The 21,456-nt window shown below is 69.3% G+C and carries 17 protein-coding genes and 1 pseudogene; 9 read left to right on the top strand and 9 right to left on the bottom strand.

The window, feature by feature from the left end; genetic code table 11:
* Positions 1–49: 49 nt before the first annotated feature.
* Positions 50–2,305 (top strand): ATP-binding protein, encoded by a 2,256-nt coding sequence (locus VQ03_RS04335; RefSeq protein ID WP_245291959.1) that lies wholly within the window; start codon positions 50–52, stop codon positions 2,303–2,305.
* A gap of 274 nt (positions 2,306–2,579) precedes the next feature.
* Here the strand turns inward: VQ03_RS04335 and VQ03_RS04330 are convergent, their stop codons facing one another.
* The 3 genes from VQ03_RS04330 to VQ03_RS04320 all read right to left on the bottom strand — a co-directional run bounded on the left by VQ03_RS04330 (position 2,580) and on the right by VQ03_RS04320 (position 5,042).
* Positions 2,580–4,082: a carboxypeptidase M32 gene (locus tag VQ03_RS04330; RefSeq protein WP_048449631.1), complete on the bottom strand. Its 1,503-nt coding sequence runs from the start codon at positions 4,080–4,082 to the stop codon at positions 2,580–2,582.
* Positions 4,083–4,115: 33 nt separating this feature from the next.
* On the bottom strand, positions 4,116–4,682 hold the full coding sequence (locus VQ03_RS04325) for an ATP-dependent Clp protease proteolytic subunit (protein ID WP_048449630.1): 567 nt from the start codon (positions 4,680–4,682) through the stop codon (positions 4,116–4,118).
* Between the two features lie 87 nt (positions 4,683–4,769).
* Positions 4,770–5,042: a hypothetical protein gene (locus VQ03_RS04320; protein ID WP_048449629.1), complete on the bottom strand. Its 273-nt coding sequence runs from the start codon at positions 5,040–5,042 to the stop codon at positions 4,770–4,772.
* Positions 5,043–5,438: 396 nt separating this feature from the next.
* Here VQ03_RS04320 and VQ03_RS04315 point away from each other — a divergent pair, with 396 nt between their 5' ends.
* Positions 5,439–6,326: a manganese catalase family protein gene (locus VQ03_RS04315; RefSeq protein ID WP_048449628.1), complete on the top strand. Its 888-nt coding sequence runs from the start codon at positions 5,439–5,441 to the stop codon at positions 6,324–6,326.
* A gap of 87 nt (positions 6,327–6,413) precedes the next feature.
* The gene (locus VQ03_RS04310) at positions 6,414–8,057 is read left to right on the top strand and encodes an alpha-amylase family glycosyl hydrolase (RefSeq protein WP_048449627.1); all 1,644 of its coding nucleotides are present in this window, start codon (positions 6,414–6,416) and stop codon (positions 8,055–8,057) included.
* Between the two features lie 34 nt (positions 8,058–8,091).
* Here VQ03_RS04310 and VQ03_RS32700 read toward each other — a convergent pair whose 3' ends face one another.
* The 6 genes and pseudogenes from VQ03_RS32700 to VQ03_RS34460 form a co-directional block, all read right to left on the bottom strand.
* Complete coding sequence (locus VQ03_RS32700) at positions 8,092–8,253, bottom strand: hypothetical protein (protein WP_157063952.1); 162 nt, start codon at positions 8,251–8,253, stop codon at positions 8,092–8,094.
* A 530-nt stretch (positions 8,254–8,783) separates the two neighbouring features.
* Complete coding sequence (locus VQ03_RS04305) at positions 8,784–8,963, bottom strand: hypothetical protein (protein ID WP_245291958.1); 180 nt, start codon at positions 8,961–8,963, stop codon at positions 8,784–8,786.
* Positions 8,964–9,081: 118 nt separating this feature from the next.
* Positions 9,082–9,237, bottom strand: a pseudogene (locus tag VQ03_RS35230) (helix-turn-helix domain-containing protein); the annotation flags it as partial.
* A gap of 348 nt (positions 9,238–9,585) precedes the next feature.
* The gene (locus tag VQ03_RS04300; RefSeq protein WP_048449714.1) at positions 9,586–11,382 is read right to left on the bottom strand and encodes an ABC transporter ATP-binding protein; all 1,797 of its coding nucleotides are present in this window, start codon (positions 11,380–11,382) and stop codon (positions 9,586–9,588) included.
* The gene (locus tag VQ03_RS04295; RefSeq protein ID WP_048449626.1) at positions 11,372–12,499 is read right to left on the bottom strand and encodes a beta-glucosidase; all 1,128 of its coding nucleotides are present in this window, start codon (positions 12,497–12,499) and stop codon (positions 11,372–11,374) included. The genes VQ03_RS04300 and VQ03_RS04295 overlap by 11 nt, the downstream gene beginning before the upstream one ends.
* Positions 12,496–14,643 carry a sugar nucleotide-binding protein gene (locus VQ03_RS34460; protein ID WP_048449625.1) on the bottom strand — a complete coding sequence of 716 codons (2,148 nt, stop codon included), beginning with the start codon at positions 14,641–14,643 and terminating at the stop codon, positions 12,496–12,498. Before VQ03_RS34460 ends, VQ03_RS04295 begins: the two co-directional genes overlap by 4 nt.
* Positions 14,644–15,026: 383 nt before the next feature.
* Here VQ03_RS34460 and VQ03_RS04285 point away from each other — a divergent pair, with 383 nt between their 5' ends.
* From VQ03_RS04285 to VQ03_RS04260, 6 genes are all read left to right on the top strand, one after another.
* Complete coding sequence (locus VQ03_RS04285; RefSeq protein WP_048449624.1) at positions 15,027–16,187, top strand: glycosyltransferase; 1,161 nt, start codon at positions 15,027–15,029, stop codon at positions 16,185–16,187.
* A 34-nt stretch (positions 16,188–16,221) separates the two neighbouring features.
* The gene (glf, locus tag VQ03_RS04280) at positions 16,222–17,388 is read left to right on the top strand and encodes a UDP-galactopyranose mutase (protein ID WP_048449623.1); all 1,167 of its coding nucleotides are present in this window, start codon (positions 16,222–16,224) and stop codon (positions 17,386–17,388) included.
* 202 nt (positions 17,389–17,590) lie between these two features.
* Complete coding sequence (locus tag VQ03_RS04275; protein WP_245291968.1) at positions 17,591–17,983, top strand: DUF2231 domain-containing protein; 393 nt, start codon at positions 17,591–17,593, stop codon at positions 17,981–17,983.
* A complete protein-coding gene (locus VQ03_RS04270) occupies positions 17,980–19,305 on the top strand; it encodes a PQQ-dependent sugar dehydrogenase (protein ID WP_048449622.1) in 1,326 nt (441 codons plus the stop codon). The genes VQ03_RS04275 and VQ03_RS04270 overlap by 4 nt, the downstream gene beginning before the upstream one ends.
* A gap of 26 nt (positions 19,306–19,331) precedes the next feature.
* Positions 19,332–20,009: an alpha/beta hydrolase gene (locus VQ03_RS04265; protein ID WP_048449621.1), complete on the top strand. Its 678-nt coding sequence runs from the start codon at positions 19,332–19,334 to the stop codon at positions 20,007–20,009.
* Between the two features lie 51 nt (positions 20,010–20,060).
* Complete coding sequence (locus tag VQ03_RS04260; RefSeq protein WP_048449620.1) at positions 20,061–21,371, top strand: erythromycin esterase family protein; 1,311 nt, start codon at positions 20,061–20,063, stop codon at positions 21,369–21,371.
* Positions 21,372–21,456 lie beyond the last annotated feature (85 nt).

The following is a 21,456-nucleotide window of genomic DNA, read 5'->3' as shown; positions in this document are numbered from 1 at the left end:
GTCGAGCGGCAGGAAGCCTACCGGCATCGGTCGGAGCTGTCCGGGTCCCATGAACGAACAGGTCACCTTCACGGTTCAGCCCTTCCTCGCCGGCGGCGGGCGGATGGGCGCGATGATGCGCTCCCACGACTGGTCCGGCTCGCCTCTCGGCCATCCCGACGCCTGGCCGCCCTGCCTGCGCTCGACGGTGAGCCTTTTGCTGGGTTCGCGCTTCCCGATGTTCGTGGCCTTCGGGTCCGAACTCGGCTTCCTCTACAACGACGCCTACGCGGAGATCCTCGGCGACAAGCATCCAGCCGCGCTCGGACGCCGCTTCCAGGACATCTGGGCCGAGATCTGGCCCGACATCTCGCCGCTCATCGAGAGGGCGCTCGCCGGCGAGCCGACCTGGTCGGAGGACATGCCGCTGACCATGAACCGGCGCGGCCACGACGAGCTGACCTGGTTCACCTTCTCGTACTCGCCCGTGCGCGACGAGGAGGGTCGGGTCGCCGGCATGTTCTGCGCCTGCACCGAGACGACGGCACGCGTCCAGGCCGAGACGGCCCTGCGCGCCGACGAGGCGCGCCTCGCGTTTCTCGACCGGCTCGGGAAGGCGACGACCATGAGCACCGAGGCGGACGAGATCCTCGCGACGACGACCCGCATGGTCGCCGAGCATCTCGGTCTCTCCAACTGCGCCTACGCCGACATGGACCCCGACGAGGACGGATTCACCATCCGGGGCGACTGGGCGGCCGAAGGCTCCCCCAGCATCGTCGGGCACTACAGCCTCGCCGACTTCGGCAGACGGGCGGTCGACGACCTCGGCGCCGGGCGGCCGCTGATCATCAACGACAACCTAGCGGAATTGCCACCCGCGGAGGCGGCGACGTTCCAGGCCATCGGCATCGGGGCCACGATCTGCATGCCGCTCGTGAAGGACGGCCGCCTGACCGCCCTCATGGCCATCCATGACCGGGTACCCCATGCTTGGTCGGACTACGAGCTCGCGCTGATCACCGAGGTGACGGAGCGCTCCTGGGCGCACATCGAACGGGTCCGGGCCGTCGCGGCTTTGCGCGAGGCCGTCGACAAGCTCGAAGCGCTGAACGCGACGCTTGAGGAGCGGGTCGAGGAGCGGACATCCAAGCTCGTCGAGACGGAGGCGGTCCTGCGGCAGTCTCAGAAGCTGGAGGCAGTGGGCCAGCTCACGGGCGGGGTCGCGCACGATTTCAACAACCTGCTCACCATCATCCGCTCCTCGGTCGATTTCCTGCGACGGCCCGACTTGGCCGAAGAGCGCAGGACCCGGTACCTCAACGCCGTCTCGGAGACGGTGGACCGCGCCTCCAAGCTGACAGGCCAGCTTCTCGCCTTCGCGCGGCGGCAGACGCTGAAACCCGAGACCCTCGACGTGGGCGCGCGCCTGCGACTCGTCGGCGACTTGCTCGACACCGTCACCGGCGCCCGCATCACGGTCGCGACCGACGTGCCCGAGCACCCCTGCTTCGTGCGGGTGGACACCAGCCAGTTCGAGACGGCGCTGGTCAACATGGCGGTGAACGCGCGCGACGCCATGGACGGCGCGGGCACGCTCACGCTGACCCTGCGCTGCGGCCGGCCGCTGCCGCCGATCAGGGGTCACGCGAGCGCCCCAGGGCCCTTCGCGGCGGTGTCCCTCCACGACACGGGATGCGGCATCCCGCCCGACCTGCTGACCCGCGTCTTCGAGCCGTTCTTCACGACGAAGGAAATCGGCAGGGGCACGGGCTTGGGTCTGTCCCAGGTCTTCGGCTTCGCCAAGCAGTCGGGCGGCGACGTGGACGTGGCGAGCGAACCGGGCCGGGGCACGACCTTCACGCTCTACCTTCCCGAGGTCGAGGCCGAGTTCGCCTCGCGGGAGGCATCGGCCGACCCGGGGCCGGTCGAGCCCGGTGGCGCGGGCCAGCGCGTGCTGGTGGTTGAGGACAACCTCGAGGTCGGGCGCTTCGCCACGCAAATTCTGGAGGACCTGGGCTACGGGACGACCTGGGCGACCAACGCCGAGGAGGCGCTGGAGCGGCTCGGTTCCGACGGGGCAGGCTTCGACGCGGTGTTCTCGGACGTGGTCATGCCGGGCATGGGCGGAATCGAGCTCGCCCGGCTCCTGAGGCGGCGGTTGCCGGATCTGCCGGTGGTGCTGGCGTCGGGCTACAGCCACGTCCTGGCCCAGGAAGGCACGCACGGCTTCGAGCTGCTGCAGAAGCCCTACTCGGCAGAGCAGGTCTCGCGTGTGCTGCGCGAGGTCCTCCGGCGCCGGCGCCACGTCCGTCCGCCCTCCTGAACGCGGCGGGCGCACTGCGTCGGTTCATGCGTCCTGCTGGAACCCTCGCAGCAGCGCCTCGACCATGCAGCGTACGCCTTCGGCCGGGTAGTCGAGCCGGACCGAACGCGGCGAGCCCCGACCGGCCGCGCTGGATCAGGCGCGAGCCGAAGCCCTTGCGGCTCGGCGGTGCCACCGGGGACCCGCCGCGTTCGGTCCAAGCGAGCTGCAGCCACGGCTCACCCTCGGCGTCGTCGATGGACCAGTTCACGGCGAGCCGCCGCATCCCCAAGCCTCAGTCCGCCGCCTCGCCGAGGTAGCGTGCGCGCAGATGGTCGATGAAAACCTCCGGCTTCAGCGGACGCCCGGTTGCCGCCACGATCAGATCCTCGGTCTCCAGGAGGGACGCTCGGCCATGCACGTTGGCGCGCAGCCAGTGCCGCAGCCGTGTGAAGTCACCCTGCCGGATGGCCGGAATGGTGTCCGAGTCCGCCTGCACGGCCGCCTGAAACAGCTGGGCCGCCGCCATCGCCCCCAGCGTGTAGGTCGGGAAGTAACCCCAGCTTCCGCCGGCCCAGTGAACGTCCTGAAGGCAGCCCCGCGCGTCGTCGGGCACGTCGAGGCCGAGCCAGTGCCTCATGCCTTCGTTGAAGGCGCCCGGCAGGTCCTCGACGGCGAGGTCCCCGGCGACCATCGCCCGCTCCAAGTCGAACCGCAGAAGGATGTGCGCCGGGTAGGTGACCTCGTCGGCATCGACCCGGATCAGCCCCGGCTCGACCCGGGTCATCAGGCGGTGGAGGTTGTCCTCCTTCCAGGCCGGGTCGTCGACGCCGAAGGTCTCGGAGGCGCGTGGGCCGAGGTAGGATGCGAATGCCCGGTTTCGGCAAGCCTGCATCTCGATCAGCAGCGCCTGGCTCTCGTGGATGCTCATGGCCCGTGGGGCCCCGACCGGCTGGTACAGCCATTCCTCCGGACGTCCCTGCTCATAGAGCGCGTGCCCGCTCTCATGCATGACGGCGGACACCGAACTGAGCGGATCGCGCTCGTCGTAGCGCACCGCGACGCGCACGTCGTGGTTCGCGCCGCCGCTGAACGGATGCGGACTGACGTCCAGGCGCCCATGGTCGAAGTCGAAGCCGACCGCGTCGAGGAGCTGATGCGCGAGCCGTTTCTGGTCGCAGACCCGATATGAACCTGAAAGGTGCGATGGGGCGGGCCGGCGCCGCTGATGCTCGCAGGCCTCCTGAATCAGACCAGGGAGTGCTTTCCGAAGCCCTGCGAAGGTCGCCTCCAGCTTTGCCTCGGTGAGCCCCGGATCGAAGCCGTCGAGGAGCGCGTCGTAGGGGGACATCCCGAGTGCGGCCCCTTTCGCTTTGCCGGTCTCACGCTGCAAGGTCAGGACCTCCGTCAGTTTGGGCGCGAACGAGGCGAAGTCGTTGTTCTTGCGCGCTTCCTGCCAAGCCTGCTGCGCCTTCGACGTGGCCCGCGCGCTCGCTTCCGTAAGATCAGCAGGCACAGCCGAGGCTTCGGTGAAGGCGCGGCGCATCTCCCGTAAGTTGGCCTTCTGCCACTCCCCGAGGTCACTGGAAGCTTCCTCGGCCCGGTCGAGGAGGTCTTGCGTGCGTGAGGTCACCAGCAGGTCGCGCGCCACCCGCTTCAGCGTCGCGAGTTGCTCGGACCGGTCGCCCGCGGCCCCGGCCGGCATCATCGTGTCGGCATCCCATTCCAACAGGCCGCTAACGTCCGTGAAGGTCGCCGCCCGTGCGAAGATCCACTCCAGGGCGGGGTAGGGTTCCATTGGCTTCGTCATGGCGTGCCGCCTCGCTCGTGACTACAGGAGGCTCGCCACGAGCCTGCGCTCCAGCGCCTCGTCAGCCGTCAGGTACCAGTTCGTTTCGGCTCGCTCGCGGATCTCGTCCTCGGAAACGTCCGTATCCTTCACCAACTCCGCGAATCCTTGCATCTCCAGCTGCAAGCCCTTCTCCAGTTCAGCGACCTTCGAGCGGGCAACCTGCAGGGCGGCCGGCAACGGGCCGTCGACGGAGGTGTCGCCGCTCGTGCGACGGCCGTGGATCAGGAGGGCGGTATCCCTGGCGAGATAACGACAGCAGCGCGGGAAGGCCGCCATGATGGTGATGCCGGCCGAGTAGACCGTCGTCATGCCGACGAAGTGCATCTCCTTGTGCAGGTGCTCGCGGCACAGGCGGACCTGCTGCGCGATCCGCCGGCCGATGTCCGCATCGCCGCCCGAAGTCATCAGCTCCACGACAAGGGGGCCATCCTCATCCATGACCTCGTCGAGGCGCTTGAGGAAATCGCCCAGCATCGCCTCGTCGACAGGCCCGTAGAGACGGACGTGGGGATGCAAGAGCCTGTCGATATCGTGCTGCGGTTCCATGAGCGGGCTCGCCTGTCGCGCGGCGGAGCGAGACCGTCTCCCGCTCCGCCCGGGTTGCCGGTTCGATGTTGGTCGTCCGCACTGGCACTATTGGCGCTCGTCCAAGCCTGCCTGCCGGTTCTTCTCGGACGCCTGTTCGTTCTGCTGGCCGCCCTGCCGATCACGTTCGGACGCCTGCTGGTTCCGCTGGCCCGTCTGGTGGTTCTCCTGTCCGGATTGCTGGTTGCGTTGCCCTGTCTGCTGGTTCGCCTGGCCTGATTGCTCGTTGCGCTGGCCGCCCTGGCGCTCGCGCTCCGAGGCTTGCTGGTTCTGCTGCCCGGACTGCCGATTCCGCTCAGCTTGCTGACGTTCATTTTCCATTGGTGTCTCCGTCATTGAGTGGGCCAGGCCCGCAAGCGGCGGACCTATGCAAAAAATCCTGATATTTACGCATCGTTCCACTTGTTGAATTCGCATTCGCGCAAAATAAACATAGGATAGCATGATACAGCATAGTTATTAACATGTGCGAAAGAGTGGCAACTGCTTTCCAACAGGCATGCGCTCAACGGTCAGCATTATGACGTCATCATGCTCTACGTGTCCCGCCGCCAGATGCGCGTGACGGCGGCGGGATGCCTCCAAGTTAGAACCACCTGAATGCGAACCAGCTAGCCGCTTGGACGTTAAACGGCGGTCAGCAGCATACCCTGTTGGAGTATTACATCGGGGTGCGGCTGGCGAGCTCAGCTCGGACAAACGAAGCAGGAGCAGCCGATGTACTACTACGACAAGCGCCTCCAGTACCCAGTCAGGGTCGAGAAGCCCGATCCCCTTTTTGCTCGCCAGCTGCAGCAGGCAATCGGCGGCATCGAGGGCGAGATCCGCGTCTGCCTACAATACTTCTTCCAGGCCTGGGGCGCTCGCGGTCCCAGCACGAAGTACCGCGACGTGCTCCTCAATACCGCCACCGAGGAGATCGGGCACATCGAGATGCTGTCGACCGCGGTCGCGCTCAACCTCGAGGATGCGCCGGCGACGCTGCAGGAGACCAGCGCCCAGGCCAACCCGATCGTCGGGGCGGTGATGGGGGGCGAGCGGCCCCGCCACGTCGTCGAGGGGATGCTCCAGCGCCACCTGCTCTCCACCGGCCTGGCGGCCCTGCCGGTGAATTGCGACGGCGTGCCCTTCGACTGCTCGCACGTCTATGCCAGCGGCAATCTCGCGGGCGACATGTTCTGCAACGTCGCCGCCGAGGCCACCGGGCGCACGCTCGCGGTGCGGCTCTACAACGCGACGCACGACAAGGGCATGCAGGACATGCTGAGCTTCCTCATCGCCCGGGACACCATGCACCAGCAGCAATGGCTCGCGGTGATCGAGGACCTGGGCGGTCTCAAGGAGAACCTGCCGGTGCCCAACAGCTTTGACCAGTCGAAGGAGGCCCGGGAGTTCAGCTACATGTTCGTGGGGACGGAGCGCAGCGGCACCCCGGTCCAGCCCGGCCGCTATGCCGAGGGTCCCTCAGTCGACGGCAAGGGGCAGTTCCAGTTCAAGGCATTCGAACCGCTCGGCGAGGAGCCGGTCCTTGGCCCGGCCCGGCCCGACTCGGCCGCTCAGAAGGAGCAGATGGCCGCGCCGCCGGTCACCAACAGCAAGGTGTGACGCCGGTTCAAGGCCGAGCCCCCTCTCTCCGCGCGCCAGGCGAGTGGGCACGGCCTCGTCTGGTACCAAGGGGCCCGGACGGACACGATGGAGCAGCTCACTCCCGGACACGCTGAGGTCTGCCCAGGCGGGACGCGTGCGCGGCCCGACGAGCCCTGGTGGCGGTGTGCGGTGTTCTACCAGATCCTCACACCCTCGTTCCAAGATTCCGACGGCGACGGCTTCGGCGACCTCGACGGGATCCGGTCCCGCGTGGACTATCTCGCTCGCCTCGGCGTCGACGCCGTCTGGCTCACGCCGATCTACCCGTCGCCCCTCCTCGACGCCGGCTACGACGTTGCCGACTTCACCGACGTCGATCCCCGCTTCGGCGGCCTCGCGGCCTTCGACCTGCTGCTGGCGGCTTTGCACGCCCGCGGCATCCGTCTCGTCCTCGATCTCGTGCCCAACCACACCTCGGACCGGCACCCCTGGTTCCAAGAGAGCCGGTCCTCGCGGCACAACCCGAAGCGCGACTGGTACGTCTGGGCGGATCTGGCGCCCGGCGACCTGCCCCCCAACAATTGGCTGAGCCGCTTCGGCGGTAGCGCCTGGGCCCGCGAGCCCGCGACGGGCCAGTGCTACTACCACGCCTTTCTGCCCGAGCAGCCCGACCTGAACTGGCGCAACCCCGAGGTCCGGGCCGCCCTGCACGAGGCGATGCGCTTCTGGCTCCGACGCGGCGTCGACGGCTTCCGGGTCGACGCGGCCGGGGTTCTCGCCGAAGACGGCGCCCTGCGGGACGAGCCGCCGAACCCCGACTTCGACGGAGACACGCCGCCGCCCGAGCGCTTCCGGCGCACCCGCACGGACAGCCAGCCGGTCACCCTCGGCTACCTCTCGGAGCTGCGCCGTGTGGCGGACGAGTTCCCGGATCGCGTGCTGCTTGGCGAGGTCGACGCCGCCCTCGACAAGCTGCCCGGCTTCTACGGCGACGGGGAGCCGCGCCTCCACCTGCCGCTGAACTACCGCCTCCTCGACGTGCCCTGGAAGCCGCACGCGGTCGGCCGCGCCGTGCAGGCGTTCCTAGACGCTCTGCCTGAGGGGGCCTGGCCCGACTGGGTGCTGGGCAGCCACGACAAGCCCCGGGTCGCGGGCCGGCTCGGCGCCGACCAGGCCCGGGTCGCCGCGGTACTGTTGCTGACGCTCCCGGGCACGCCGATCCTCTACGCGGGCGACGAGCTCGGGATGCCGAATGTCCCGGTGCCCCCGGAGCGCAGCCGCGACCCGTTCGAGCGCCGGCTGCCGGGCTACGGGCTGAGCCGCGATCCCTACCGCGTACCCCTGCGCTGGGCGCCCGGGGTGGGCGGCGGCTTCACCCAGGGCGAGCCGTGGCTGCCGGCGGATGGTGTGCCGGAGGCCTGCTGCGTCGCGCGCCAGGAGGAGGACCCGGAATCGCTGCTCGCCCTTTACCGGCGGCTGACCGCATTGCGCCGGCTTCGGCCCGAGTTGCAGGTTGGCGGCTACCGGCGGCTGCTCAGTGAGGGCGGCGTGCTGGCCTACGCGCGCTGGCGCGACGGGGCGGGGCTCCTGGTGGTGCTGAACCTGAGCGCCTCGGCGGTGACGCCGGCGCTCGCCTGTCGCGGCGAGATCGTGCTTGGGACGGCGCCGGGGCGCGAGGGCGAGCGGGTCGACGGCCGCGTGCCGCTCGCCCCGCACGAGGGGGTGATCGTCGAGGCGGACGGCGGGTGAAACCGCCCCCGATCGTGGGCTAGGCGGCTCGGCCTCACAGGATGAGCAGGGGATCGACCTGCACGCGGGGAGTTCCGCCGCCCTTCTGCGCGGCCCAGCTCGCGGCGGCATCGATGCTCTCGAACGCCCGATCTTCGGTTATTGAATTGACGATTGTGTCCCAGGACGTGGTGTAGCTGCGGGTGGTCCACCACACCCTGGGACACGATCTGGAAGCCGTGTGATTATGTGCCAGCAGCGCGGAGGCTCACCGCTTGAGGCTGCGATAAGAGGCTGCGCCGCGGTGTGGGTCCGTAACCTGTAGGCCAACGGAAACGTCGCAAATCTGCCGTTCAGGCATGGCGATTTCAGTTGGTGCAGATCACTGTGGTCGCGTGCTCGCGGTGATGGTCACCGTTCGGTCGAGCGCAACTGATCTCAGCCCGTGGAGCGTGAGGGCGTCGCGTCTTCAATAACGATGATCTTCGCGTCCAAAGTGCAAAGTCGGGCATGGATATGGGCGATAAGAGCAGGTGTGGCATCTCGCACCATCACCGTCACGGTCGTTGTTGTTCCTCGACGGACCCCGACATGGCATTGCAGGCCCCCTCGATCAAAGAGCCTAGCAACTCAATAACCTGTGCGATGCTCACCTCCCCCTTGCCGCGAGCGGGTTCATCTGGCTGCACGATTTCCTCCATAATCGGAACCCCGATTATCGTTCCGGGCCGCGAATAGAGATAAGGATCAGCCGCCGTCCAGCCGGTGCTGGGTCCATGCCTGCGCCACTTCCAGATCGGCGAACGTGGGTGGGTCAGGCTCATCGACCCGCCCGAACCCTGCCTCCAGAGACCGCTTGCCCGCATCTTCCTCGTGATCGTTGGGGAGGTGCACCAGCACGGCAACGAGGAAGCTGTCGGCGAACACCGCCGGCTCTCCGTGTCACTGCTGCCTGTTGCAATAGTCGCCGGTTGAAGGTGGAGGCTCCTGCAGGACAGCGCTCCAGATGCAGATATGTATCTTCAGCCTCACATAGATCGGCCAGTCCATGCCAATTGTTAATTTCTAGCTTTCCGCCGTGCACCGTGATCAATCCATTCTCGCGCAATTTCCTAAATGTGCGATTGACATGCACATTCGATAGCCCAAGTGCATCCCCAAGCTCAGCTTGTGCGCGAGGGAGTTGGCATGAGTGGCTCAGTGCGAGCCCAACAGCCTCAAGCTTGATGTTACATTTTACAGAAGAGGTGCGCGACCGCTTCTGTCGCTGAACGCCGGCCCATGCCGTTCATCCAGGCGCGGAAGATCGTGGCATCCACCAGGGTATCACGCCAGAGGATCGCCGCGATGTTAGGGAATGCCGCCGTGAGTTCGCGTAGCGCATCATGGGGGATGAGCCCGATCGTGAGAGAGCGGACAATCGGACATCGAGGCACCACGTCTTGCGGTTAGTAGCCAGTCTCGGACACTCTCGGGGATCGACATCGAGATGCCGAGCTTTCTGCTGCTGTGGAGATCGGAACACGGCCGGCTATGGGCCAACCTGATATCAAGCTACGTCCACCACGACGTCGGCGGAGAGGCCCTCGGCCTGGAGCTCCCACATCTGCGCGAACAACCCGCCCGCCTCGCGTAAGTCGCGTACCGTACCGTCCTCGACGACCTGTCCCTCGCTGACGACGAGGATGCGATCGAAGGCGGTGAGGGTCGAGAGGCGGTGGGCCACCGCGATCACCGTGTGATCGCGCATCAGCCGGACGATCGCGGCCTGGATCGCCATCTCCGTCTCGGTATCGAGCGCCGAGGTCGCCTCGTCGAGAAGCAGGATCGGCGCGGCCTTGAGGAGCGCGCGGGCGATGCCGATGCGCTGGCGCTGGCCGCCGGAGAGCCGGGTGCCGCGTTCCCCGACGACCGTGGCGTAGCCATCCGGCAGGGCGCGCACGAAGCCGTCGCAGGATGCGGCGCGGGCGGCGGCGAAGACCTCCTCGTCGCTTGCCTCCGGCCTGGCGAAGCGGATGTTGTCCATCACCGAGCGGTGCAGCAGGCCGATCTCCTGCGGCACCACCGCGAGCGCGTCGCGCAACGAGTCCTGGCGCACGCCCGCGATCGGCTGGCCGTCGATGCGGATCTCGCCGCTCTCGACATCGTAGAGGCGCTGGAGCAGGTGCACGAGGGTCGACTTGCCGGCTCCCGACGGCCCGACGATGCCGACCTTCTGCCCCGCCGGAATCGTCAGCGTCACGCCGTCGAGCACCGACCGGCCCACGCCGTACGAGAACGTGACCCGGTCGAGCGCGACGGCGCCGCCGCGGGGCACCAACGCCGGGGCGCCAGGTGCGTCGCACACGGTGACCGGCTTGGCGATCACCGCCAGCGTCTCCTCGATGAAGCCGAAGTATTGCGCGACGTCGACGAGGGAGAGCGCCATGTCCTTCGACGAGTGGACGATGCGCAGGGTCAGGCTCGCCACCACCACGACGCTGCCGGCGCTCACGTCGCCCCGGCTCCACAGGTGCAGCGTCCAGGTCAGAATACCGGCGGCGAGCAGCCAGAGTGCGACATCGTGGATGAGGCGGGCCTTCTCGAGGTAGAGCCAGCTCCGGGCTTGCGACGCGGCCTCGCGGCGAAACCCCGCCTCGAGCCGCGTCCGCTCGCGGGCTCGCGCCGAGAAGGCCTTCACCGTCCACATGTTGGCGATGGTGTCGACGAGATCGCCCGCGATGCTGGCGGCCTCGCCCGAATAGGCGCGATGTATCGGCCGCCCCCGCGCGCCGAACCGGATCAGCCCGGCGGTAACGACGAGGATCAGGGCGACCAGCGCCGCGGTGAGTCCGCGGTCGAGGCTTGCGAAGATGATCACCGCGCCGACGACGTCGACGACAGGCGGAATGATGCGCCAGACGAAGGTGTTGACCAAAGCACCGAAGTTGCCCGCCGTCGCGGTGACGCGCTGGCCAAGCGACCCGGCAAGGTTCTCGGCGAAGTAGCGCATCGACTGGGCGCTCAGGAAATCGAACAGCTCGGTCCGCAGGTCGACCCCGACCCCGACCGTGGCGCGGCAGGCGAGCCACCCGGTGAGGCGCGCGAGAAAAGCCTCGGCGGCGATGAGGACCAGGAACAGCGCGAGCGCGGAGAGCGCCGCACCCTGGAAGCCCGGCGGCCCCGCCATGGCGTCGACGAGGAATTTGAGGCCGACCTGCTGGCCGACCCCGCAGGCCGCCGAGGCGACGACGAGCGCGAACAGGCCGGCGAAATGCCAGCGCCACACGCGCATATGGTGCAGGATGAAGCCGCCGCCGCTCGCCAGATGCGCCGGTCCGGTCTCCAGCGTCGTCTCAGGCCGCATCGCCGTCACCTTCCGCCGCGAAGCGGGCTCGCTGAGCCCCAAGTTCCTCCGCCAGGGGCCGGTCGAGGCCGCGGCGCCCGGTCGGATCATGCGTGTGGAACAGCCCGACCGCGCAGGGGCGGTCGTTGTCCCAGCCTGGATAGTCTAGGATCGGGTAGAGGCAGATCCCGAGAACCGGCACCCCAGCGGCCCGCGCCGCCCGGACCTCGCCGCAGACGTAGTGCAGCCAGGCCGCCTTCGCGGTGCCCTCCGCCCCGGTCTCGGCGACGAGGAGCGGCCGGCCGTAGCGGGCATGGGCCTCGGCGAGCATCTCCCGGAACGGCCTATAGGCGTAGTGGCCGAGCGGGACGGTTGAGCCGCCATGGACCCACTGGTTGTCGGGGTAGAAGTTGACGCCGACGACGTCGAGGAAATCGGGGCCGCCGCCGAGCTCGGGGGCGTGGCGCCCGCCGATCATGTCGAGGGCCTCGTACTGCACCTCCCGGTACGCTGCCGCCGCGGCCTCGCTCTCCCGGTCTCCGACGACGTGGATCGCCGGCTCGGCGTGGAGGAAGCGAGCAGTCGGCTCGACTGCCCGTACCGCCCGCATGCCCGCGAGGGACGCCCGCACGAGCTGGCGCTTGAGCGCAGTCCCCTGCCCGGTGACGAGGGGGCCGATGCGGCCGACCTCGGCCCCGGCCCAGGCGAAGTAGGAGATCTCGTTGACGGGACAGAAGAACGGGCTTTCGCCGGACGCCGCCCGCACCTGGCGCGCCGCCGCCGCCGCGAAGGCGGCGAAGCGGGTCACGAAGGTGTCCGACCAGATGTCGAGATCGTCGGGCCACCCGTAATGGCACAGGTCCCACACCACCTGGATTCCGGCCTCGGCGGCGGCCTCGATCATCGGCAGGGCGCTCGACCAGTCGTAGCAGCCGGGCGCCGTCTCGATCCGGTGCCAGCGCAGGCCGTCCCGGACGGCCCGAATGCCGTGGGCTGCGAGCGCGCGGTAATCGGCGAGCGCGTGGACGTCGTGGCCGGTGGCGGCGAGGAGGTCGAGCCGACGGCCGTCGGCGCGGCGCTGGGTGGAGCATTCGAAGCCGGCGAGGAAGACGCTCCGGAACGGGGACGCGACGCTCATTCGGCGGCGAGCCTCCCGGGGACGCGCGGGCGGCAGGCCGCGACGAAGCGGACGACCGCGTCGTCGAGGGGCGGCATCAACTTGCCCCTGGCGCTGGCGAGCGCGGTGTTGCGCCCATCCCGTGGTCCTGGCGGTGCCGGCGGGGGCAGGCCGGCCACGCGGGCAAGGCGCGCGGCGAAGCTGGCACGACTCGTCTCGCCTTCATTCACCAGGTGCCAGGAACCGCTCTCGCCGTCGATGAGGAGATCGAGGGCGGCGTGGACGAGGTCGGGCAGGTAGGTCGGCGAGACGATTTCCCCCCGCGGAAAGCTCCGGCTGAATCCCTCGGCGAGATCTGCCAGGATGCGTTCGGCCTCGTCGCTCCCATCCTCAAGGCCGAAGACCAGGCTGGTCCGTGCGATGAGCGCCCGCGGATGTGCCGACAGGATGCCCGCCTCGCGCTCGGCCTCGCTCATTCCGTAGGAACAGCTCGGCTGCAGGGGGTCGCTCTCCACGGCGGAGCGCCCGAGCCGGCCGTCGAAGACGAGGTCGGACGAGAAGGCGAGGAGCGGCAGGCCGGCCCGGGCGCAGAGCCCGGCGATGCGCCCGCCCGCCCGGACGTCGGCCCGGAAGGTCCCGCCAGGATAGCGCTTGGCCGAAGCGGCCGTGGCCAGGGATGTGGCATCGATCACCGCCCAGGCCCGCTCCTCGCCGAGAAGCGCAGCGAGCGCCTTCTCGTCGACGAGGCGGGACGCGAGGCCGCGCGCCGTGCAGATCCGCCCGATCACCGCGCCGTAGGGACCGACCCCTGCCAGGATAGCGATGCAGGGCCCCGGACTAGCATCGGTGGGGGGCGGAGCCGGCGGCAGGCTGTTCTCCGTCGCGTCCCGCTCCTGGGTATAGAAGCGGTCGGCCCGGCCCCACCAGCCCGGCGCGGCGAGGACCGGGTGGTGCATCCGTCCGGTCCGCGCGAGGTCTTGCGCGGCGCGGCCGAGCGCCGTGAGCCGTGGTTCGGGGCTCCGGATATCGAAGGCGCCGGGCTCGTAATGGCCGTTCCGGCGCAGGAGGAGCGAGTTCCAGTCCATCGCCCCGAACAGCGACCAGAGCGTCACGGCCTGGACCGGCACCCCCGCCTCGTGCGTGTCGCGAGCCGCGTCCCAGACCGCGGCCAGCCAGCGCAGCTGGTCGTCGCGCGTGCAGCCGTGGTGCACCTCCGTGACCGCGAGGGGCCGGCGGTAGCGCTCCCAGACCTCGGTCAGGCGCGCCCTCGGCCCGGTGAGCCCGGCGAGGTGGCGGATCCGCACCGCCTCGGCATCGGCGTAGAGGAACCGCCCGTTGCCGCCGTGCAGATGCGACGGGTAGGTCCCGCGCGCCTCGTCGAGGTAGCGCTCGCTCGTCAGGTAGTGGTTGACCCCGATCACGTCCGGGCAGGCCTCGCCGCCGAGGAAGTCGTCGAGGTCCGATGGCGAGACCCCGGCGGCGTGCAGGCGCGCGTGCCAGGAATGCGCCGGATCGACCCGGCCGCAGAGGAGATCGAGGCTGAGCCAGCGCCGCTCGTTCTCGTAGGCCGCTTGGCCCGCGAGCGCCGGCGTGCTGAAGGTCTTGCCGATATCCTCGGTCTGGATCAGACGTGCCGCAGGTGTGACGGCGCGGATCGCCCGCATGGCGAGCAGCGTCGCCCGGCACTGGTTGACCACCATGCGCAGGAATGCGTCCTTGCTGCGGGCGTGCGGGTACCAGTGGCCGTAGAGGCCGGCGAAGCGGGCGGTGGTGAGCGGCTCGTTGACCGGCGTGAAGGCGGTGATCCAAGGGTAGCGCGCAGCAACGCGCCCGGCATGCCGGGCAAGCCCGTGCGGGAAGCTGGGATCAAGGAGGTTCGTGTAGAGCGGCCCGCTGCCGTGATGGACGAGGCCGATGACCGGCGCGAGGCCGAGGCGGCGCAGCCGAGCCAGGCGGTCGTCGTGCCAGGTCCAGTCGCAGATATCGGGATCCTCCGGCGCAACCGACTCCCACAGGACCGGGTAGCGCAGGGTGGTGAGGCCGAGGGACGCGACGCGGTCGAGGTCGTCCGGGCGGTCGCGGTGGCCGGTCTCGGCGACCTGGTCGCGCCAGGCATCGCCCACCCGTACGATGCTGCACTCGATGCCACCCCAGAGTTCTAGCATCCCGTCGCGTCCCGCCGCCTCGACCGCTCTGCAACCGGCACAAGCCTCTTTCGTTGGCATCGTTCCAGGCCGTCGCATGTCTGTTGTGCTGCGACTATCACAAGTTAAAACCAGCCCGGGGCCAGGACCCCTGCCGAAAACCCAAATCATGACATTAACATACGCCTATTATGGGCGTGAAATATAATCAGCAATGCGAGAACGCCAGAAGATATCCGACGTTATTCGGTTCGATTGCCCACTCGCATGAAGGGTAGAGTGTGAAAGACTCGCACGCCATCGACGGAGCACGCCAGGCCAGTCAAAGCCGCAACATGCCTCATGGAAGCGGCCAGACCCATGCCAAGGACACTCACGCCAAGGACCACGACGGTCCTTCCTCAATGATCGTCGTCGACGCGCTGCCCCGCCCGCTCCTGGTCTGCTTCTCGCACCTGCGCTGGAGCTTCGTCTGGCAGCGCCCGCAGCACCTGCTCAGCCGTGCCGCCCGACATTTCGACGTCCTCTTCATCGAGGAGCCGATCTTCGAACCGGCGGAGTCCCCCCGGCTGCGAGTCGAGGCGGTGGCACCCGGTATCGCCGTCGCGGTGCCGGTGCTGCCGCAGAGCCGCATTTACGCGGCGGACTGGATCCAGGCGCGGTTGATCCGCGACTACCTGCAGAGATGGAACAGCGAGACGCGGGTGTTCTGGTACTACACGCCGGCCGCGCTCGGCGTGTCGGCAGATCTCGCCCGCGACCTCACCGTCTACGACAACATGGACGAGCTGTCGGCCTTCCGCGGGGCGTCCCCGGACCTGGTCGCCCAGGAGACGGAGCTTCTCGCGCAGGCCGATCTCGTCTTCACCGGCGGGCGCAGCCTGTACGAGGCCAAGCGCGGGGCGCATCCGTCCATCCACTGCTTCCCGTCCTCCGTGGATGCGGCGCATTTCGCCAGGGCGCGGGAGGCGGGGCCGGACCCGGACGATCAGGCCGCGATCCCGCACCCGCGCATCGGCTTCTTCGGCGTCATCGACGAGCGGCTCGACCGCGAGCTCCTGGCCGCCACGGCCTCCTCGAGGCCGGACTGGCAGTTCGTGATGATTGGCCCGGTGGTGAAGATCGAGCCCGAGAGCCTGCCGCGCCTCCCCAACATCCACTGGCTCGGGCCGAAGCCCTACGGACAGCTGCCCGACTACCTGCGCCACTGGGACCTCGGGCTGATGCCCTTCGCCCTCAACGAGGCGACCCGCTTCATCAGCCCGACGAAGACGCCGGAGTTCCTGGCGGCGGGTCTGCGGGTGATCTCGACCCCGATCGTCGACGTGCTGCGGGACTATGGCGAGGCCGGTCTCGTCGCCATCGCCGAGACGCCGGCGAGCGTCGCCCTGTCGATCGATGCCCTGCACGCCGAGCCACTGGCGGCCTGGCGCGAGCGGGTCGACCGCCACCTTGCGCACAACTCCTGGGACCGGACCTGGGACGCGATGCACGCGCTCCTGCGCGAGAGGCTGCGGCAGGATGAGGCCCCGCTTCTCCTGGCGCACACGCCCACCCCGGCCTGATCCCCTTCATTCTGCACCCGAGAGGTCCCAAGACATGTACGATTGGCTGATCGTGGGCGCAGGTTTCGCCGGCAGCGTGCTGGCCGAGCGCCTGGCGCGCCGGCGCGGCGAGCGCGTCATCCTCGTCGACCGCCGGCCGCATGTCGGCGGCAACGCCTACGACCGTCTCGACGAGGCGGGCGTGCTGATCCACCAGTACGGGCCGCACATCTTCCACACCAATTCCGACGCGATCGTCGACTACCTGTCGCAGTTCACCACCTGGCGCCCCTACGAGCACCGGGTGCTGGCGATGGTCGACGGGATGCAGGTGCCGATCCCGATCAACCTCGACACGATCAACTGCCTCTACGGCCTGTCGCTGACCTCCGAGGAACTGGAGGCCTGGTTCGCCGCGCGGGCCGAGCCGGTGGCCGACATCCGGACCTCCGAGGACGTGGTAGTGTCGGCGATCGGCCGCGAACTCTACGAAAAATTCTTCCGCGGCTACACGCGCAAGCAATGGGGGCTCGATCCCTCCGAGCTCGACCGCCAGGTCACCGCCCGGGTGCCGACCCGCACCGATCGCGACGACCGCTACTTCACCGACACGTTCCAGGCCATGCCGGCCCAGGGCTACACGCGGATGTTCGAGCACATGCTCGACCACCCCAACATCCACGTGATGACGAACGCCGACTTTCGCGACGTGCGCGAGGTGATCCCGCACCGCCGGGTGATCTATACGGGGCCGATCGACGAGTATTTCGACTTCCGCTTCGGCCGGCTGCCCTATCGCTCGCTGCGTTTCGTGCACGTGACGCGAGATGTGGCCCAGCACCAGCCGGTGGCCGTGGTGAACTATCCCCAGACCGAGGCCTATACCCGCATCACCGAGTACAAGCACCTGACGGGCCAAGAACACCCGAAGACCTCGCTCACCTACGAGTATCCGAGCGCCGAGGGCGACCCCTACTACCCCGTACCGCGGCCGGAGAACCAGGCCCTGTTCAAGCGCTACGAGCGCCTGGCGCGGGCGGAAGCCAATGTCTGGTTCGTCGGCCGGCTCGCGACCTACCGCTACTACAACATGGACCAGATCGTCGGTCAGGCGCTCGCCGCCTTCCGGCGGATCGATGCGCAGCTCGGGCGGCCAGCCCCGGCGCGTCCGGCCGCATCGCCCGCCGCTACCGGCCCGTCGCTCGCCGCCGGCTCCCCGTAACGGTCACGACACCGAAACACCCCGACACGAGGCGTGGTCGCGCTGGAACGTCCGTCCAACCTGACGTTGTCCGACACGCCGGCCGTCCCCCGGAGGATCCATGACCGACAGCGCCGTGACCCGTCGTGCCGCGACCGATCGTATCCGGGGGCCCGGCAACCCGCCCTCGACGGCGAAGATCGCCGGGCATCCGCTGCACCCGATGCTGGTCCCGTTCCCGATCGTCTGCTTCGTCGGGGCCTTCGCCACCGACCTCGCCTATTGGCGCACCGCCGATATGCAATGGGCCAACTTCTCGGCCTGGCTGCTCGCCGCCGGGCTGGTCTTCGGGGTGTTGGCGGCACTGGCCGGCCTCACCGACTTCGTCAGCCACCGCCGCGTGCGGGCGCAGAAGCCGGCCTGGGCGCACATGCTCGGCAACGTCCTGGTTCTCGGCCTGTCGCTGGTCAACGCCTTCGTGCATAGCCGCGATGCCTGGACCTCGGTGGTGCCGACCGGGCTGATCCTCTCAGGCGCCGTGGTGCTGATCCTGTGCGTCACCGGATGGCTCGGTTGGGCGATGGTCTATCGCCACCGCGTCGGAGTGGCCTCATGAGCCCACGCCTCCACGCCGTCCTCGCCGTCTGCGCCCTGCTGCTTGCCGGCTGCCAATTCATTGGTTCTCAGGACGAGGCCTTCGACGCGCAGAGCCAGGTCGGCCCCGATCCGGTCCTGCCCGAGCCGCAGCAATACCTGCTGCCGCCGATGCGCATCGCGCGTGCCGTCGGCTGGTCCGGGGACGCGACGCCGAGCGTGCCCCAGGGATTCCGGGTCAAGGCCTTCGCCACCGGCCTCGCGCATCCGCGCCAGGTGTCCGTCCTGCCGAACGGCGACGTTCTGGTGGTGGAGGCCAACAGCCCGAACGTCGAGCCGGTGCGGCGGCCGAAGGATCTGGTCATGGGCTGGGTCATGGCCTTCGCCGGGGCAGGTGCCAAGGGCGGCAACCGCATCACGCTCTTGCGCGACGCGGACGGCGACGGCACGCCGGAGGTGCGCAGCGTGCTCCTCGAACACATCAACTCGCCGTTCGGCGTCGCGCTCGTCGGGCAGGACCTCTACGTCGCGGCCACCGACGCGCTGCTGCGCTTCCCCTACCGCGAGGGCGACACGAGGATCACCGATCCGGGCACCAAGGTCGCCGACCTGCCGGGCGGGCCGATCGACCACCACTGGACCAAGGCGCTCGCCGCCAGCCCCGACGGGACCAAGCTCTATGTCGGCGTCGGCTCGAACAGCAACATCACCGAGCACGGGCTTGAGGCCGAGCGAGGCCGGGCCGAGATCTGGGAGATCGACCGGGCCACGGGCGCGCACCGCACCTTCGCCAGCGGCCTGCGCAATCCGACCGGCCTCGACGTCGAGCCGCAATCCGGCCGGCTCTGGGCGATCGTCAACGAGCGCGACGAGATCGGGCCGAACCTCGTGCCGGACTACCTCACCGCCGTGCGCCAGGGCGCCTTCTACGGCTGGCCCTACAGCTACTGGGGCCAGCACGTCGACCCGCGGGTGCAGCCGCCGCGGCCGGACCTCGTGGCGAGCGCGGTCAAGCCGGATTACGGCTTGAGCTCCCACGTCGCGCCGCTGGGCCTCGCCTTCTCGCGCACCGACCGCCTCGGCGCCGACTTCCGCGGCGGGGCGTTCGTGGGCGAGCACGGCAGCTGGGATCGCCAGGAGCTCAACGGCTACAAGGTGGCCTACGTGCCGTTCGCCGATGGGCGGCCGAGCGGCAAGGCCCGGGACGTGGTGACGGGCTTGCTCGATCGCGAGAACCGGGCCCGCGGCCGCCCGGTCGGCGTCGCGGTCGATCCGCGCGGCGCGCTCCTCGTGGCGGACGACCTCGGCAACACGGTCTGGCGGGTGACGCCGGCCGGGCCGTGACCGCAGCCGATCCGGAGGTGAGACGGATGGAGCAGGCAGCCCCCCATTCCTCGGGGATCCTCACGTCCCGGCCCGGCGACGGGCCGACGGAGCCCGCGGCGGCGGGGACGCATCGGATCGGCCTCGGCCGGGGGCGGGATGGTCTCCTCCAGGTTCCGGCCGGCGCCACGCGGCCGGTCCCCCTCCTGATCATGCTGCACGGCGCCGGGGCCTCGGCCCAGGACGTCCTGCCCCTGGTGTCCGCTGCCGCGGAGGAACACGCCGTCGCAGTGCTGGCGCCCGATTCGCGCGGGGCGACCTGGGACGTCCTTCAGCACGCCTATGGGCCGGACACCGAATTTCTCGACGCCGCCCTAGCCCGGGTCTTCGCGCAGGTGCCGGTCGATCCTCGGCGCATCGCCGTCGGGGGATTCTCGGACGGCGCCTCCTACGCGCTGTCGCTCGGCCTCGCCAACGGCGACCTCGTTCGCGACATCCTGGCCTTCTCGCCCGGCTTCGCCGCGCCGGCGCGCCGGGAGGGTACGCCCCGCCTCTTCATCTCGCATGGGCGACAGGATCCGGTCTTGCCGTTCGAACGCTGCGGCGACCGCCTGGCGGCGGTGCTGGCGCAGGCGGGCTACGACGTCGCCTACCACCCGTTCAGCGGCGGCCACGTGGTCCCGACGCAGATCGTCGAAGCCGCGTTCCGCCGCTTCCTGGCCTGAGGCGGCGGAGGCCCACGAGGGCAGCCCACTAATGAAAAAAGGACAGCCGGCATGGTCGTCTCAGTGGCCCGGACCCGGATCACGCCACTCCTGCGGGAGCGGCTCGTGCCGTTGCCGGAGGTGGAGGATCCCGACTTCGCTGCCTTCGCCGACCGGTTCGCGCCGGCCCGGGTCGTGCTCCTGGGGGAGGCCACGCACGGCACCTCCGAGTTCTACCGGGCGAGAGCCGCCATCACGCAGCGCCTCGTCGCGCACCACGGCTTTTGCGTCGTCGCGGTCGAGGCCGACTGGCCGGACGCGGCGAGGATCGACCGCTATCTCCGCCACCGGGCCGACACGCCCTTCCCGAACGAGACCTTCGCCCGCTTCCCGGCCTGGATGTGGCGCAACCGCGAGATCCTGGACCTCGCGCGCGGCCTGCGCACCTTCAATGCAGGGCGGGAGGCGGCGGACCAGGTCCGTTTCCGCGGTCTCGACGTCTACAGCCTCGGCGCCTCGATGGCGGCCGTGCTCGACTACCTCGACCGGGTCGATCCTGCCGCGGCACGCCAGGCCCGCGACCGCTACGGCTGCCTCTCGCCCTGGCACGCCAAGCCCGAACGCTACGGCCGCGAGGTGATGTTCGGCGCCAAGCACCCTTGCGAGGACGCGGTCACCAGCATCCTGCACGATCTTCAGGAAAAGCAGCTCGCCTACGCGGCCCAGGATCCGGATGCCTATCTGGACGCGGCACAGAACGCCCGCATCGTTCGCGCCGCCGAGCAGTACTACCGCATCATGTATCGCGGCTCCGTCGAGTCCTGGAATATCCGCGACCGGCACATGTTCGACACGCTCCAGCACCTCGTCGCGGGCGGTCGCAAGGCGGTCGTCTGGGCCCACAACTCTCATATCGGCCACGCGGGCGCGACCGCGATGGGGTGGGAGGGCGAGTTCAACATCGGCGAACTCGCCAAGACCGCCTACGGCGACGAGGCGGTCCTCGTGGGTTTCGGGACCGACCGCGGCACGGTGGCGGCGGCCGACGACTGGGACGAGCCGATGCAGGTGATGAAGGTGCGGCCGGTCCGTGAGGACAGCCACGAGGCGCTGTTCCGTGAGGCGGGCCTGCCACGCGCCTTCCTGGACCTGCGGGAGCCGGGGGCAGGCGCGCTGCGGGAGGCCTGGACGGCGCCGCGCCGCGAGCGGGCGATCGGCGTCGTCTACCGCCCACGCACCGAGCTGCAGAGCCACTACTTCGAGGCCGTGCTGCCCGAGCAGTTCGACGCCTATGTCTGGCTTGAGGAGACGCGCGCCGTCACGCCGCTACAGGCCGGAGAGATCCGATCCGGCGAGAGCGAGACCTTCCCGAGTGGGTTGTGAGCCCGGCAAGCCGCTCACGATTGCCGCAGCAGGGCCATGGCGAGGGCCGGATCATGGCGAGCACTGGTCCAGCGCCCCGAGGAAT

It is taken from the genome of Methylobacterium tarhaniae, from assembly GCF_001043955.1.
GTDB lineage: Bacteria > Pseudomonadota > Alphaproteobacteria > Rhizobiales > Beijerinckiaceae > Methylobacterium > Methylobacterium tarhaniae.
This window is presented reverse-complemented; position numbering and strand designations above follow the sequence as displayed.